Below are 14,372 nucleotides of genomic sequence, written 5' to 3' on the forward strand. Positions count from 1 at the left end.
TTGCGGCTGAGGACGTGTGCCGCGGCGTTGAGGATGCGCTGGCGTGTGCGGGCTGACTTGGAGCTTTCTTCCGGGGTGGGTTCGCCGGTTTTCCTGGGCACGGAGCGATCATACGCGGTCGGCCGCCACCGCCCGGCTCACTTGTCAGCGCTCGAAATCCGATTGCTAATCTAATGCAGATTAAATTATGAACGGAGAGTCATGACACCTACCGCCGCCCCTCGTTCGTGCCTGTCGGTTCCGGGAGTGGACGACAGGAAGGTCCACAAGGCGTGGGCATCGGAGGCCGACGAGATCGTGCTCGATCTCGAGGACGCCGTACAGGCATCGCGCAAGGCGGAGGCCCGCGACCTGGTCGCCGCCCTTTCCGGCCGTACGGCGGGCGCGCGGGTCGCGGTCCGGGTGAACGCCGCTCGCTCCGCGTGGTGTCACCTGGACGTCGCCGCCTGCGCGGGGCCGGACGGGCCGGCCGAGTCCATCGTGCTGCCCAAGGTGGAGAGCGCGGGGGATCTGGAGTTCCTCGATCGGCTGCTCGACGGGGCGGAGGCGGCCTCGGGGCGGAGCGAACCGCTCGGCGTGCAGGCACTGATCGAGACCGCGAAGGGCCTGGCCAACCTGCGGGACATCGTGCGGGCCACGCCTCGGCTGCGCACGCTCATCCTCGGCTACGCCGACCTCGGGGCGTCGCTCGGGCGGTCGGCCGACAGATGGTCCTACGCCCAGGACGCGGTGCTGGTCGCCGCGCGGAGCGCGGGCCTGGCGGCCATCGACGGCCCCTTTCTCGGCGTCGCCGACGACGAGGAGTTCCGTCGCCGCGTACAGCACGCCAAGGAACTCGGCTTCGACGGCAAATGGGTGATCCATCCGCGTCAGATCGGCACGGTCAACGCCGTGTTCACCCCGGGCGCGGACGAGGTCGCCCACGCCCGGGCCGTACTTGACGCGTTGCACGGCATCGACAGGGGCGCCGTGGAGCTGGAGGGCAAGATGGTCGACGAAGCGGTCGCGGTGGCGGCCAGGCGCGTCTTGGCACGGGTGGAGGCAGCGCGCTCCTGACAGTGTGGGACTCATCCGCGGCGCGGGTCCCCTGTCGCGTCGGTGGAGACCTGCACGGCCGCTCCGGATTCGATCAGGGCGGCGGCGTCGCGCACACCCCAGTCGTCGAGGACCTCCAGGGTGTGCCGGCCCGGCACCGGAGGGGGTGTGCCGAGCGCGGTGGGGGTCCGGGAGAACCGGGGCGCGGGCGCGGGTTGCAGCAACCCGTCGTGCTCCACGATGGAACCGCGCGCCTTGATGTGCGGGTGGTGCGCGGCTTCGCGCAGGCTCATCACCGGGGCCACGCAGGCGTCGGAGCCGGCGAAGATCTCCGACCACTCCGCCTGGGTCCTGGCGGCGAAAGCGGCCGCGATGCGGGCGCGTAGCGCGGGCCAGAGCGCCCGGTCATGCTGCCTGGCCGGGTCGTCGTCCAGCCCGAGTCCCTTGAGCAGCTCGAGGTAGAACTTGGGTTCAAGAGCGCCGACGGCCATGTGGCGGCCATCGGCGGTTTCGTACACGGCATAGAACGGCGCCCCGCCGTCGAGCAGGTTGGCGCCGCGCTCGTCCACCCACGTGCCGGTGGCGAGCATCATGTGCGTCCCGGCCAGAAGGTGCGCGGTGCCGTCGACGATCGCGGCGTCGACGACCTGCCCGCGCCCGGTTCGTTCCGCTTCGCGCAGCGCGGCGAGCACGCCGATCACGAGGTAGTTCCCGCCGCCGCCGAAGTCACCGACCAGATTGAGCGGGATCCGCGGCGGCCCGCCTGCTTCGCCGATGGCGTGCAGGGCGCCGGTCAGCGCGATGTAGCCGATGTCGTGGCCCGCCGTCCGCGCCAGCGGACCGTCCTGTCCCCAGCCGGTCATCCGGCCGTAGACCAGCCGGGGATTGCGCGCCTGACAGTCGTCGGGACCCAGTCCGAGCCGCTCGGCGACCCCCGGTCGGTACCCCTCGATCAGCACGTCGGCCTGGGCGGCCAGGTCCAGTACGGTCGCCACCGCCTGCGGCTGCTTGAGATCGAGGAGGACGGATTTCTTACCGCGATTCAACAGGTCGAGGTGCTCGGCTCCGGGGAAGAACCCGCTGCCTCCGGGCCGGTCGACGCGTACGACCTCGGCGCCGAGGTCGGCCAGCGTCATCCCGGCGAACGGCGCCGGTCCGATCCCGGCCAGCTCCAGCACCCTGATTCCGGACAGTGGCCCGCCGTTCATCGTCACTCCAGTCGATCGGGCGACGCGCCGCGCCGCCTATGAGGGGAAATCACAAATCCGCCGCCGAGACCGTGCCGGACGAGTGACTGGGCGGTGCGGACGACCGCCTCGAACGAACCACGCCTCGGGTTCCACCACTCGGCCGCCCAGTTCAGGGCGCCGACCACCAGCATGTGGGCGATGCGCAGGTCGAGCTCGGGGCGGAGTTCGCCGGCGTCGTCGAGGTCACGGAAGAGGTCACGGAAGAGGTCGCGCCACAGCTTTCCGTACTCGGCTTCCTCGGCGAGCTGGCGGGTGCGCAGATCCTCCGGAACCTGGCCGGAGTTGCGGATCAGGGCGGTGGCGAAGTCGGAGAGTTCCAGCTCGATGCGGAGGTGGGCCTCGATCGCGGCGCAGATCCGGTCCATCGGGGCGGTCTCGTCGGGCAGCGCGTCGAGGGCCTGGCCGACGTGCTGACGTACGCGCTGGGCGCCGGTCCACATGACCTCTTCGATCAGCTCTTCGCGTGACCTGAAGTAGTAGTAGATCGCCGGTGCCTGGAGTTGGGCCTGGTCGGCGATGTCGCCGAGTCGTGTTCCGGCGTAGCCCTTGCGGCTGAGGACGTGCGCCGCCGCGTCGAGGATGCGCTCGCGGGTACGGCTGGACTTCGTGTCGTTCGGGTCCTTCGCGACCGGTCTCGTCCGGGGTTTCCCGGCCGCCGACCGGTCTCGAGAGACGGCTTCGCCGTCCGGCGGGACCGCTTGCCGGCGGCCCCCGGGGGTCGACGAGGGTGTGCCGATCAAGCGTCCAGGCCTCCTCTGCTCACGAGCTGCGCCGCGATGACGTTGCGCTGGATCTCGTTGGTGCCCTCGCCGACGATCATCAGCGGGGCGTCGCGGAAGTAGCGTTCGACGTCGAATTCGGTGGAGTAGCCGTACCCGCCGTGGATCCGCACGGCGTTGAGCGCGATCTCCATCGCGGTCTCGGAGGCGAAGAGCTTGGCCATCCCGGCCTCCAGGTCACAGCGCTGCCCGGTGTCGGCACGCTCGGCGGCGTACAGCACGAGCTGGCGCGCGGCGGTGAGCTTGGTGGCCATGTCGGCGAGGTAGTTGCCGATGGACTGGTGCTTCCAGATCGGCTTGCCGAAGCTCTCGCGCTCCTGGGCGTACCGCAGGGCGTCGTCGAACGCGGCCCGCCCCACGCCGAGCGCGCGGGAGGCGACCTGGATGCGGCCGGTCTCCAGTCCCTTCATCATCTGCGCGAACCCCTGACCCTCCACGCCGCCGAGCAACGCGGAGGCGGGGGCGCGATAGTCGTCGAAGGACAGCTCGCAGCTCTCCACGCCCTTGTAACCGAGCTTGGGCAGGTCGCGGGAGACCGTCAGGCCGGGGCCGTGCTCGGCGAGCAGGATGCTCATGCCGGTGTGCGCCGGTTTCGCGGCCGGGTCGGTCTTGCAGAGCAGGGCGATGAGCTGGGAGCGGCGGGAGTTGGTGATCCAGGTCTTGGCGCCGTTGACCACGTAGCCGTCGTCCTCGCGCCGGGCGACGGTGGTCATCGCCTGGAGGTCGGAGCCGCCGCCCGGCTCGGTGAGCGCCATCGTGGCGCGGATCTCGCCGGTGGCCATGCGCGGGAGGTACCGCTGTTTCTGCTCCTCGGTGCCGAAGGCCGAGATGAGCTTCACGACGACGGTGTGCCCGCCCATGGCGCCGGCCAGGCTCATCCAGCCCCGGGCGAGTTCCTCGGTGACCAGGACGTAGCAGGCGGTGGAGACCTCGACGTCGCCGTAGGGCTCGGGGACGGCGAGGCCGAAGATGCCGAGCCGTTTCATCTGCTCGATCAGCGCCTCGGGGTACTCGTTGGCGTGTTCCAGGTCGCGCGCGACGGGCCGGACCTCGCGGTCGACGAAGTCCCGTACCGTCGCCACGATCGCCTTCTCCTCCTCGGACAGCGCTGCCATCTCGGCTCCTCTCGTGTGCCGCCGGTTTCTGCGGTCCCGGCCGGCCGCCTCGCAAATGTCGTAGCAAATGTCGTGATACGGATGAGAATGTCGACACCCGGGGCCGGGACGCGCGGTCCCGGCCGGGGGCGTCTAGGACCGCGCCGCGACGTCCCGACCGATGATCTCTTTCATGATCTCGGTGGTGCCGCCGTAGATGGTCTGGATCCGGGTGTCGACGAAGGCCCGGGCGACGGCGTACTCCATCATGTATCCGTAACCGCCGTGGAGCTGCAGGCAGCGGTCGACGACGCGTTTCTGCAGCTCGCTGATCCACCATTTCCCCTTGGCCGCGTCCACGGGCGTCAGCTCGCCGGCGTTGTAGGCGAGCACGCACCTGTCGGTGTAGGCCTGGGCGATGTCCAGCTCGGTCTCCATCTCAGCCAGCGCGAAGCGGGTGGCCTGGAAGTCACCGATCCGGCGGCCGAAGGCCTCGCGCTGGAAGCAGTAGTCCCTGGTCGACTCGTAGACGGCCCGCGCGCCCGTCATGGACTGCGCGATGATCCCCAGCCGCTCGCGGGCCAGATGACTCATCAGGTACCGCAGTCCGTGCCCCTCGGCGCCCAGCAGGTTGGCCTGCGGCACCCGGACGTCCTCGAAGAACAGCTCCGCGGTGTCCTGGCCGTGCAGTCCGATCTTGTCGAGCTTGCGGCCTCGGGTGAAGCCGGGCATCCCGTCCTCGACGACGAACAGGCTGAAGCCGCGCGACCCCGCCTCCGGGTCGGTACGCGCGGCGACGATCACCAGGTCCGCGGTGATGCCGCTGCTGATGAACGTCTTCTGCCCGGTGAGCAGCCAGGAGTCGCCGTCGCGCCGGGCGGCGGTGCGGATGCTTTGGAGGTCGCTGCCCGTTCCCGGCTCGGTCATCGCCAGCGCGCCGATCACGTCACCCCCGGCGAACCCGGGTAGCCAGCGCCGTTTCTGCTCCTCCGTGGTGAGGTCCAGCAGGTAGTGCAGGACCAGGTCGTCCTGGAGTCCCAGAGTGACCGTGAAGGTCGTCGCGTTGGCGCGGGCCACCTCCTCGCACACCACCATGCGGTAGCGGTAGTCGCTCACCCCGGCGCCGCCGTACTCCTCGGGGACCTCGAGACCGGCGATGCCCTGCCTGCGCGCGGCGGCGAGAACCGCGCGGGGCATGCCGCGCTCCTCCTCCCACCGGAGGTAGTGGGGGGTCACCTCGCGGGCCAGGAACTCCCGTACGGTCTGCCGGTACAGCTCGTGGTCGTCGGTATAGAGATCGCGGCGCATGGTCAGCCGAGCCGCTCGATGATGGTGACGTTGGCCTGGCCGCCGCCCTCGCACATCGTCTGCAGGCCGTACCGTCCGCCGGTGCGCTCCAGCTCGTGCAGCAGCGTGGTCATGATGCGGGCGCCGGAGGCGCCGATCGGGTGGCCCAGCGCGATGGCGCCGCCGTTGACGTTCACGCGGGCGGGGTCGGCGCCGATGTGCTTCTGCCAGGCCAGTACCACGCTGGCGAACGCCTCGTTGACCTCGGCCAGGTCGATGTCATCGATGGTGAGGCCGGCCTTGCGCAGCGCGTGCTCGGTGGCCGGCAGCGGTGCGACCAGCAGGTTGACCGGGCTGGCGCCGCGCACGGAAAGGTGGTGGATCCGGGCCCTGGGGATGAGACCGTACGTGCGTACGGCCCGCTCGGAGGCGATCAGCAGCGCCGCGGACGCGTCGGAGATCTGGCTGGAGACCGCGGCGGTCAGCCGCCCGCCGGGGGTGAGGGGCTTCAGCCCGGCCATCTTCTCCAGCGAGGTGTCCGCGCGAGGGCCCTCGTCGTGCTCGACACCCTCGTACGGCAGGATCTCACGGTCGAAGCGGCCCTCCTGGCGTGCCGCGACGGCCCGCCGGTGGCTCTCCAGGGAGAAGTGCTCCATGTCCTCGCGGGAGAAGCCCCACTCCTCCGCGATCATCTCCGCGCTGCGGAACTGGGAGATCTCCTCGTCGCCGTAACGGGCCTCCCAGCCCTTGCACCCGGTCCACGGGTCGACCGCGCCGTACGGCTCGCCGGCGCCGAACGCCGACAGGATGGGGTACTGGCTCATCTTCTGCACGCCGCCGGCGATGATCAGGTCGGAGGTGCCGCTCATCACCGCCTGCGCGGCGAAGTGCACGGCCTGCTGCGCCGATCCGCACTGCCGGTCGACGGTCACGCCGGGGACCGATTCGGGCAGTCCCGCGGCGAGCGCCGCGGTCCGGGCGATGTCACCGGCCTGTGAGCCGATGGCGTCCAGGCAGCCGTAGACGACGTCGTCGATCGTCTCCGGGTCGAGGCCGCTCCGCTCGACCAGGGCGCGGATCGGCGCGGCGCCCAGATCGGCCGGGTGCACGGCGGCGAACCCGCCACCGCGCCGGCCGGTGGCGGTCCGGACGGCGTCGACGATGTAGGCCTCGGGCATTTCTTCCTCCATGGGACAAAGGGGCGAATTCCAAAGAAGAGACGCGGCTCAGGGCATCGCGTAGCCTCCGCTGACCGAGAGAACCTGCCCCGTGACCTGCCGGGCCGCCACCGGGGAGGCGAGCCAGAGCACGGCGTCCGCGATGTCTTCGGCCGTGGTCAGCCGGCGCAGCGGGGTGGCCTTGAGCATGTAGTCGACCTGGCGGTCGTTGAAGATCGCGTCCTGACCTCGCGCCCACAGGCTGGTGGCGGCGACGGCCTCCGGCCCCTCGGGGATGACCAGGCCGGGACAGACGACGTTGGAACGGATGCCGTGCCGTCCGTGCTCCCTGGCGGTCGTCCGGGCCAGGGCGACGACGCCCGCCTTGGAGGCGCCGTACACGCCCTGCCGGATCTCGCCGAACGCGGCGTCGCTGGCGATGTACACCAGGGATCCGCCGCCGGCCTCACGCATCGGCCCGAGCACGGCCTGGGTGCACTCGATCGCCGCGAACAGGTTGACCTCGAAGGTGCGCTGCCACTCCCTGCGGTCGGTGTGTTCGGCGATGAACCCGGGGATGCTGATGCCCGCGTTGCTCACCAGCACGTCGATGCCTCCCCAGGCGTCCAGCACCCGGCCGGCAGCGCGCGCGGCGGCGCCCTCCTCGGCCAGGTCGGACCGTACGACCTCGACTGCGGCGGCTCCGCGGTCCAGGGCCTCGCCGCGGACCCGCCCGGCCTGCTCACCGTCGAGGTCGCAGATGGCGATCCGCGCGCCTTCGGCGGCGAACCCGTGCACGATGCCCCGCCCGATGTTGGAGGCGCCGCCGGTCACCAGGACCCGAGCGCCGGTGAGACCAAGATCCATGTCGCTGCGTTCCTTCGCGCTGGGGCCGGATGCTCCCGGACCGGATGGGCCGGGGCGCCATGGGTCGTGGCAGGACCCGGCCTTGTGAGCGGATTCTTATCTAATCTAGATTAGAACAGAAAGCCGGGTGCGGCGGCACCCCCCATCCGAGGAGGGAACATGAGGGTTTTCAGTGGCCTCGACGAGCTCGTGAGGGCGCGCGGAGAGGTGCTGGGCACCAGCGACTGGATCACGGTCGAGCAGGAGCGCGTCGACGGATTCGCCGACGCCACCGGTGACCACCAGTGGATCCACGTCGACGTGGAGCGGGCCAAGGACGGCCCCTTCGGGGGGACGATCGCGCACGGCTTCCTCACGCTGTCGCTGCTCCCGGTGTTCTTCCAGCAGATCTACCGGGTCGACGGCGTTCGGATGGCGGTCAACTACGGCCTGAACAAGGTGCGTTTCCCCGCGCCGGTGCGGGTGGGCTCGAAGGTGCGGGCGACGTCGCGGCTCGCGGAGGTCACCCTGATGGACGGCGCGGCTCAGGCGGTGCTGTCCACCTCCATCGAGGCCGAGGGCGCCGACAAGCCGGTGTGCGTGGCCGAGTCGGTCGTGAGGTACTTCGCATGAGCGCGCCAGGGACGGGTGCCGACACCAAGCCCGACACCAAGCCCGAGACCGCGCCCGACACCGCGCCAGGGACAGCGCCGGGGACAGCGCCGGTGACAGGGGCCGGGCTGGTGGCGGGCCGGACCGCGATCGTGACGGGCGCGGCCCGCGGCATCGGGTTGGAGATCGCCCGCCTGCTGCGCGAACACGGAGCCCGGGTCGTGCTGGCGGACCGGGACGCCGAGGAGGTGGCGGCCGCGGCGGCCGGGCTCGGGGACGAGCGGGCCGTCTGGTCGTGCGGCTGCGACGTCACCGACGAGGCCCAGGTCGACGCTCTCGTCGCGAGCACCCTCGAACGGTTCGGATCGCTGGACGTCTTCGTCAACAACGCCGGCATCACCAGGGACGCCTCGCTGAAGAAGATGACCGTCCTGGACTTCGACGCGGTGATCAATGTGCACCTGCGCGGCACCTGGCTGGGGGTGCGCGCCGCCGCGGCCGTGATGCGTGAGGCGGGCTCCGGCTCCATCGTCAACATCTCCTCCCTGTCGGGGAAGTCCGGCAACCCCGGCCAGACCAACTACAGCGCGGCCAAGGCCGGCATCGTCGGCCTGACCAAGGCCGCGGCCAAGGAGCTGGCGCACCGCGGGGTCCGGGTCAACGCCGTGCAGCCCGGCCTCATCCGTACGGCGATGACCGAGGCGATGCCGCCCGACGTGTTCGCCGCCCGCGAGGCCGACATCCCGATGAAGCGGGCAGGCGAGCCGCGCGAGGTCGCGGGGGCCGTCCTGTTCCTCGCCTCGGACCTGGCGAGCTACATGACGGGCGCGGTCCTCGAGGTCGGCGGCGGGAGGCTGATGTGAGCGAGCGAACCGATGGGCACACCACCGTGCCCGCGCCTCCGGCGGCCGCTGACGTCGTGCGGACCCGGGTGGACGGTGCGGTCGGGCACGTCGTGCTCAACCGCCCGGAGGCGATGAACGCGATCACCGTCGAGCTCGGCGCCGAGCTCGAGCGGGCGCTGCTCCGGCTCGCGGACCAGGTGAACGTCATCCTGGTGCGCGGGGCGGGCGGGAACTTCTCCGTGGGCGGCGACTTCCACGAGCTCGAACGGCTGCGGGTCCGGGGAAGGGAGGCGATGCGACCGCTGTTCGCGAACTTCGGCCGGGCCTGCGCCGCCATCGCCGGACTGCCGGTGCCCGTGGTCGCCGCCGTCGAGGGGTACGCGATGGCGGGCGGCTTCGAGCTGATGCAGGCCTGCGACATCGTGCTGGTGCACGAGAACGTGAAGATCGCCGACAACCATGCCAGGTTCGGGCAGGTGCCCGGCGGAGGCGGCACCCAGCGGCTGCCCCGGCTGGTCGGGCGGCAGCGCGCACTCGGCCACATTCTCTCCGGCGAGAGGCTGACCGCGGCCGAGGCGGTCGCCTGGGGGCTGGCCTACCGGTCGCTGCCCGCCGACGGCTTCGACGAGGCGGTGAACGCGTTCGTCGCGAGCCTGGCCGGGCGGAACCGTGACGCGCTGACCCGGATCAAGCGCCTCGTCCACGCCGGGCTCGACCTGCCGCCGGCGGAAGGGCTCGCGCTGGAGATGGAGACCGTGCTCGACCACCTCGGCGGGGAGTCCGCCGCAGCGGGCATCGCCGCTTTCAAGGGAGCCTGAATTGACGCGTGAACTGATCGACTCCGGCCCCGTGCTGCTCGACCTCGACGCGGACGGGGTGGCCCGCCTGCGGCTCAACCGGCCGGAGGCGTCCAACGGCATGGACGTGCCGTTCCTGCGGGCGCTCTACACAGCGGTCATGCGCTGCCACGGCGAGCCGGACGTGCGGGCCGTGCTGCTCACCGGAGAGGGCAGGAACTTCTGCGCCGGCGGCGACGTCAAGACCTTCGCGGCCAAGGGGGAGGGGTTGCCCGACTACCTGCGCGAGGCCACCTCCTGGCTGCAGATCTCGACCTCGGCGCTGATGCGGCTGCAGGCGCCCGTGGTGGCCGCCGTACACGGCTTCGCCGCGGGCGGCGGCGGGTTCGGCCTGGTGTGCGCGGCGGACCTGGTCGTCGCCGCCGAGTCGGCGAGGTTCCTGGCCGGGGCCACCCGGGTGGGCATGGCGCCCGACGCGGGTGTGTCCGTCACCCTCACCCGGCTGGTCGGGCTGCGCAAGGCGATGGAGATCGTGCTGACCAACCCGGTGCTCAGCGCCGCCGAGGCCCTCGACATCGGCCTGATCACGCGGGTGGTCGCGGACGACGTCCTGTACGACGAGGGCCTGGCGCTGGCCCGCGCGCTCGCCGGCGGCGCCCCCCGGGCGCTGGCCGCCACCAAGCGCCTGCTCTGGGACGGCCTCGGGGCGAACGTGGAGGCCAGGCTGCCCGAGGAGGCGCGTACGGTCGCCGAGCTGTCCGGCACGGCCGACGCGCGCGAGGGCCTGGCCGCCGTGATCGAACGCCGGAGCCCGGTCTTCACCGGCCGCTGACGCCGTACGCGCACACGCGTAGAGAACGCTGGGTACGCGCACACGCGTGTTCTCAGGACGGCGCGTACGCGCGGACGCCGTCCAGATCGGCGGCGACGAGCACGCCCTGGTCGGTGAGCAGATCCAGGTGGGCGTCCGTCTCGAGTACGGCGAGCATCTGGCTGAAGAGGTCGAGGTCGTCCAGCGTGCGCCGGCGGCGGGTCCACGGAAGGGCCAGGGCCACCTCGTACGCGGTTCCCGCCCCGGAGCGGACCGCGTGCAAGGTGGCGTCCAGCCGCTGCTCGTGATGGACCAGCAGCTCCTCGACCCGGGTGTGGACACTGGGGGTCACCGGACCGTGCGCGGGCAGCAGCAGGGTGTCGGGCATCCCCCGGACCAGCCGCAGGGAGTCGAGATAGCTGCGGAGCGGCTTGGGGTCGGGGACGACCTCCAGCCCGAGGGACGGGGTGATGTGGGGGAGTACGTGGTCGCCCGCGAACAGCAGGCCGGCCGCGGCGTCACGCAGCACCACGTGCCCCCTGGTGTGCCCGGGGGTGGCGAACACGTCGAGCCCGACCGGGCCGAAGGACACCCGCTCGCCGTCGTCCAGCCAGCCGTCGGGGAGCTTCCACGGCACGTCGCGCTCGTAGTCGGAGATCTCCTCGGTGGCGATGTGGTCGGCGATCTCCGCGGCCCCGCAGCGGCGCAGCAACTCGACCTGGCGAGGGTAGAGCCCCTTCTCCAGGTCGAACGCCTCGATGGAAGGCCGTTCCCCACGGCCGATCCGCACCCGGGTGCCGAACGCGCCGCGCAGCGCCAGGGCCTGGGAGTAGTGGTCCCAGTGGGCGTGGGTCACCAGGACGCACGCGACGTCCGCGAGCCGGTGTCCGAGCGTCCTCAGCGCTTCGGCCAGCGCCTTCTCCGTGTCCGGCATCGCCCATCCGGAGTCGACGACCACCGGCCCCTCGGGGCTCTCGATCACGTAGGCGTTCACCGCGTGCAGGCCGTTCGAAGGGAGCGGCAGCGGCACGCGATGGACGCCGGGCCGTACCGGATGGGCGCCCGGCTCGGTCCAGTCATCGGGTTGCTCGAGGATCGTCATGCGCGGTCTCCTCACACTTGTCTCGGGGGCGTGGTCGCACCTACCTTATTGTTTTGAAAATAAATTCAAAAAGTGGGGGTGTGCGACATGTCCCAGGAGATCGCCGAGGACTGCGTCCTTGTGCGGGACCGCGGCGCCGTACGGGTTTTTACGCTGAACCGGCCACGCCGCCGCAACGCCATCGACATGGCGCTGCGAGTCGTGCTCGCGGAGCGGATCGAGGAGGCGATGGCCGACGCGGCGGTACGCGTGATCGTGCTGACCGGGGCCGGTGGCACGTTCTGCTCCGGTGGTGACATCTCGACGATGCGCCGCCAGCCGCCCGAGCTGACCCGGCCCAGGGCGGAGGCGGCGCAGCGCATCGTGCGGGCGATGTGGTCCGGGCCCAAGCCCGTGCTGGCCGCCGTCGAGGGCTTCGCCTTCGGGGCCGGCGCGGCGCTCGCCCTCGCCTGCGACCAGGTGGTCGCCGCCTCCGACGCCACCTTCAGCGCGACGTTCACCAGGGTGGGGCTCGCCGGTGACTTGGGCGTCTTCTGGTCGCTGTCGCGGCGTGCGGGAGCGGCCGCGGCGCGCAGGATGCTCATGCTGCCCCGCGAGGTCCGCGGGGAGGAGGCGCTGGCGATGGGCCTGGCCGATGTCCTGACCGAACCCGGCGCCGCGCTGGACGGCGCGCTGGCCGACGCGGAGCGGCTCGCCGCAGGACCGCCGCTGGCGCTCGCCGCGATCAAGAGGATGCTGCTCGACGGACCGTCCGACCCCTACGAGGTGCTGGCGCGCGAGGTCGACAACCAGGTCAAGCTGTTCGACACCGACGACTTCGCCGAGGGCGTGGCGGCGTTCCACGAACGCCGCCCACCGGTCTTCCTGGGCAGCTAGTGCCCCGTTTCCCCTCCGGGAGCCGGGCACCGGATCGGCGTCTCGGGGGTGCGCCCGCGACACCGGCTCCCTTTGGGGTCTTACGTTTCTAATTTAGATTATGTAGCGTGTGCGCAACCTCGCGATGTGAGCCGGGCCACCACGTACCCGCCGTCCCGCGAGAGCCGGTTTCGCACCCTGGAGGTAGGACCCCGTGACCACTCCCCAGATCGCTCATCCGCAGGTGGCCCCGCCGCTACGGGAGTCCTTCTGGCCGCGTGACACCAGCGTGCCGCTCATCGAGCACACGGTCGGCTCGCTGCTCGCGGAACGCGCCAAGACCCACGCCGGCTCACTCGCCCTCGTGGGCAGTGCGCACGGCACGGGCGAGGAACGCAGGCTCACCTATCGGGAGCTGTACGCCGAGGCGCGGCGGGTGGCCGCGGGGCTGCGACGGCTCGCCGAACCGGGCGAGCACGTCGCTCTGTGGGCGCACAACGTGGTGGAGTGGCCGATCATCCAGTACGGCGCGGCGCTGGCCGGGGTGACCCTGGTGGCGCTGAACCCGGTGCTGCGCCCGGACGAGCTCCTGTACGCGCTGAACCACTCACGTGCCGTCGTACTGCTGCACGCCGACCGCAGCCGCGACTACGACCTCGCGGCGGTCGCCGCCGAGATCGGCCCGCGCTGCCCGGCGCTCCGGCACACGATCAGCCTCTCCCAGCCGGAGCGCTGGACCGCCGATCCCGGGGAGTCGCCCGAGCCGGAGATCGCCCCGGAGATCGATGCGGAGACCGATGCGGTGATCACCCCGGACTCGCCGGTGATGCTGCAGTACACCTCGGGCACGACCGGCAAGCCGAAGGGGGTGCTGCTGTCCCATCGGGCCCTGGTCAACGTGGCGAAGCTGACCGTGGAGGTCGCCGAGGTGCCCGCTGGGGCGGTATGCGCCGCGCCGCTTCCCATGTTCCACACCGCCGCCTGCGTGATCTCGACGCTCGGCCCGCTGTGGCTGGGCGGGACCGTGCTCCTGGTCGAGCGGTTCGATCCCGCCTCCGTGCTGGAGTTGATCGAGCGGGAGTCGGCCACGGCGCTGTTCTACGTGCCGACGATCCTGATCGCGGTGCTCCAGGCCGCGCGGGCGGGAGCCGGGCCGATGCCGCGGCTGACCGCCGTGGTCGGCGGCGGTGCGAACGTTCCCGGCGCGGTGATCGAGGCCGTGTCGCGGGAGTTCGGCGCCTCGGTGCACAACCTGTTCGGGCAGACGGAACTCGCTCCGGTGCTCACCCTGACCCGCAAGTCGGACACCCCGGAAGACCTGGTGAACACCGTGGGGCGCCCGATCCCGCAGGTGGACTGCAAGATCGCCGATCCGGTCACGGGAGAGGTGCGGCCGCTCGGGGTCGAGGGCGAGATCTGCGCGCGCGGCTATCAGCAGCTGATCGAGTACTACGGCGACCCCGAGGCGACCGCGGTCGCCGTCGACGCCGACGGCTGGGTGCACACCGGTGACCTCGGCACGATGGACGAGCGGGGCGTCGTGACCGTCACCGGCCGGATCAAAGACCTGATCATCCGAGGCGGGGAGAACATCGCGCCGGCCGAGATCGAGTCGTGTCTGGTCGCGCACGAGGCCGTGGTGGACGCCGCGGTCGTGGGAGTGGCCGACGACCGGTGGGGTGAGACGGTCGGCGCGGTCGTCGTGCCGCGCGAGCCCGGCCGTCCGGGGCTCATGGAGGAGCTGGTCGCGCACTGCCGGGAGCGGCTCTCTCCGTACAAGGTCCCGCAGCACTGGTTCTTCGTGGACGCCCTGCCGCTGACCGCCACCGGCAAGTCGCACAAGCCCACGATCAGATCGTCCATCGCCGAGGGCCGGCTGACTCCGGTCAACTGACGGCCGCG

14 protein-coding genes are annotated in these 14,372 nt (G+C 71.4%); 7 read left to right on the forward strand and 7 right to left on the reverse strand.

Features of this window, described 5'->3' with window-relative positions; translation table 11 throughout:
• Nucleotides 1–201: 201 nt before the first annotated feature.
• Entirely contained in the window at nucleotides 202–1,056 is an 855-nt protein-coding gene (locus QSK17_RS34575) for an HpcH/HpaI aldolase/citrate lyase family protein (protein ID WP_285710648.1), read from the forward strand.
• Between the two features lie 11 nt (nucleotides 1,057–1,067).
• Here the strand turns inward: QSK17_RS34575 and QSK17_RS34580 are convergent, their stop codons facing one another.
• The 6 genes from QSK17_RS34580 to QSK17_RS34605 all read right to left on the reverse strand — a co-directional run bounded on the left by QSK17_RS34580 (nucleotide 1,068) and on the right by QSK17_RS34605 (nucleotide 7,469).
• On the reverse strand, nucleotides 1,068–2,243 hold the full coding sequence (locus tag QSK17_RS34580; protein ID WP_285710651.1) for a CaiB/BaiF CoA transferase family protein: 1,176 nt from the start codon (nucleotides 2,241–2,243) through the stop codon (nucleotides 1,068–1,070).
• Nucleotides 2,244–2,245: 2 nt separating this feature from the next.
• Complete coding sequence (locus QSK17_RS34585; RefSeq protein WP_285710653.1) at nucleotides 2,246–3,025, reverse strand: TetR/AcrR family transcriptional regulator; 780 nt, start codon at nucleotides 3,023–3,025, stop codon at nucleotides 2,246–2,248.
• The gene (locus QSK17_RS34590; protein WP_285710657.1) at nucleotides 3,022–4,179 is read right to left on the reverse strand and encodes an acyl-CoA dehydrogenase family protein; all 1,158 of its coding nucleotides are present in this window, start codon (nucleotides 4,177–4,179) and stop codon (nucleotides 3,022–3,024) included. Before QSK17_RS34590 ends, QSK17_RS34585 begins: the two co-directional genes overlap by 4 nt.
• A 132-nt stretch (nucleotides 4,180–4,311) precedes the next feature.
• Entirely contained in the window at nucleotides 4,312–5,466 is a 1,155-nt protein-coding gene (locus QSK17_RS34595; protein ID WP_285710659.1) for an acyl-CoA dehydrogenase family protein, read from the reverse strand.
• A 2-nt stretch (nucleotides 5,467–5,468) separates the two neighbouring features.
• Nucleotides 5,469–6,623: an acetyl-CoA C-acetyltransferase gene (locus tag QSK17_RS34600; RefSeq protein ID WP_285710661.1), complete on the reverse strand. Its 1,155-nt coding sequence runs from the start codon at nucleotides 6,621–6,623 to the stop codon at nucleotides 5,469–5,471.
• Nucleotides 6,624–6,671: 48 nt separating this feature from the next.
• On the reverse strand, nucleotides 6,672–7,469 hold the full coding sequence (locus QSK17_RS34605; protein WP_285710664.1) for an SDR family NAD(P)-dependent oxidoreductase: 798 nt from the start codon (nucleotides 7,467–7,469) through the stop codon (nucleotides 6,672–6,674).
• A 159-nt stretch (nucleotides 7,470–7,628) separates the two neighbouring features.
• On the opposite strand from QSK17_RS34605, the gene QSK17_RS34610 reads away from it, so the two are divergent.
• From QSK17_RS34610 to QSK17_RS34625, 4 genes are read left to right on the forward strand one after another with little or no spacing between them, the layout of a single operon-like run.
• On the forward strand, nucleotides 7,629–8,081 hold the full coding sequence (locus QSK17_RS34610) for a MaoC family dehydratase (protein WP_285710667.1): 453 nt from the start codon (nucleotides 7,629–7,631) through the stop codon (nucleotides 8,079–8,081).
• Complete coding sequence (gene fabG / locus QSK17_RS34615) at nucleotides 8,078–8,923, forward strand: 3-oxoacyl-ACP reductase FabG (RefSeq protein WP_285710671.1); 846 nt, start codon at nucleotides 8,078–8,080, stop codon at nucleotides 8,921–8,923. The genes QSK17_RS34610 and fabG overlap by 4 nt, the downstream gene beginning before the upstream one ends.
• Nucleotides 8,920–9,723 carry an enoyl-CoA hydratase/isomerase family protein gene (locus QSK17_RS34620; RefSeq protein ID WP_285710674.1) on the forward strand — a complete coding sequence of 268 codons (804 nt, stop codon included), beginning with the start codon at nucleotides 8,920–8,922 and terminating at the stop codon, nucleotides 9,721–9,723. The genes fabG and QSK17_RS34620 overlap by 4 nt, the downstream gene beginning before the upstream one ends.
• A gap of 1 nt (nucleotide 9,724) precedes the next feature.
• The gene (locus QSK17_RS34625) at nucleotides 9,725–10,534 is read left to right on the forward strand and encodes an enoyl-CoA hydratase/isomerase family protein (protein ID WP_285710676.1); all 810 of its coding nucleotides are present in this window, start codon (nucleotides 9,725–9,727) and stop codon (nucleotides 10,532–10,534) included.
• 52 nt (nucleotides 10,535–10,586) lie between these two features.
• Here the strand turns inward: QSK17_RS34625 and QSK17_RS34630 are convergent, their stop codons facing one another.
• Nucleotides 10,587–11,615 (reverse strand): MBL fold metallo-hydrolase, encoded by a 1,029-nt coding sequence (locus QSK17_RS34630; protein WP_285710678.1) that lies wholly within the window; start codon nucleotides 11,613–11,615, stop codon nucleotides 10,587–10,589.
• 87 nt (nucleotides 11,616–11,702) lie between these two features.
• Between QSK17_RS34630 and QSK17_RS34635 the strand changes: the two genes are divergently transcribed.
• Both QSK17_RS34635 and QSK17_RS34640 read left to right on the forward strand, forming a co-directional pair.
• Nucleotides 11,703–12,491: an enoyl-CoA hydratase/isomerase family protein gene (locus QSK17_RS34635; RefSeq protein ID WP_285710680.1), complete on the forward strand. Its 789-nt coding sequence runs from the start codon at nucleotides 11,703–11,705 to the stop codon at nucleotides 12,489–12,491.
• A 193-nt stretch (nucleotides 12,492–12,684) separates the two neighbouring features.
• The gene (locus QSK17_RS34640; RefSeq protein ID WP_285710682.1) at nucleotides 12,685–14,364 is read left to right on the forward strand and encodes an AMP-binding protein; all 1,680 of its coding nucleotides are present in this window, start codon (nucleotides 12,685–12,687) and stop codon (nucleotides 14,362–14,364) included.
• The last annotated feature ends 8 nt before the right edge of the window (nucleotides 14,365–14,372 follow it).

Origin of the sequence: Microtetraspora sp. NBRC 16547 (genome assembly GCF_030268965.1) — a bacterium.
Lineage (GTDB): Bacteria > Actinomycetota > Actinomycetes > Streptosporangiales > Streptosporangiaceae > Microtetraspora.

What these genes read in the sequence shown, in the direction of transcription:
- QSK17_RS34600 (WP_285710661.1), bottom strand. Translation starts at nt 6,623, where the DNA reads ATGCCCGAGGCCTACATCGTCGACGCCGTCCGGACCGCCACCGGCCGG.
- QSK17_RS34575 (WP_285710648.1), top strand. Translation starts at nt 202, where the DNA reads ATGACACCTACCGCCGCCCCTCGTTCGTGCCTGTCGGTTCCGGGAGTG.
- QSK17_RS34590 (WP_285710657.1), bottom strand. Translation starts at nt 4,179, where the DNA reads ATGGCAGCGCTGTCCGAGGAGGAGAAGGCGATCGTGGCGACGGTACGG.
- QSK17_RS34610 (WP_285710667.1), top strand. Translation starts at nt 7,629, where the DNA reads ATGAGGGTTTTCAGTGGCCTCGACGAGCTCGTGAGGGCGCGCGGAGAG.
- QSK17_RS34595 (WP_285710659.1), bottom strand. Translation starts at nt 5,466, where the DNA reads ATGCGCCGCGATCTCTATACCGACGACCACGAGCTGTACCGGCAGACC.
- QSK17_RS34605 (WP_285710664.1), bottom strand. Translation starts at nt 7,469, where the DNA reads ATGGATCTTGGTCTCACCGGCGCTCGGGTCCTGGTGACCGGCGGCGCC.
- QSK17_RS34580 (WP_285710651.1), bottom strand. Translation starts at nt 2,243, where the DNA reads ATGAACGGCGGGCCACTGTCCGGAATCAGGGTGCTGGAGCTGGCCGGG.
- QSK17_RS34635 (WP_285710680.1), top strand. Translation starts at nt 11,703, where the DNA reads ATGTCCCAGGAGATCGCCGAGGACTGCGTCCTTGTGCGGGACCGCGGC.
- fabG (WP_285710671.1), top strand. Translation starts at nt 8,078, where the DNA reads ATGAGCGCGCCAGGGACGGGTGCCGACACCAAGCCCGACACCAAGCCC.
- QSK17_RS34630 (WP_285710678.1), bottom strand. Translation starts at nt 11,615, where the DNA reads ATGACGATCCTCGAGCAACCCGATGACTGGACCGAGCCGGGCGCCCAT.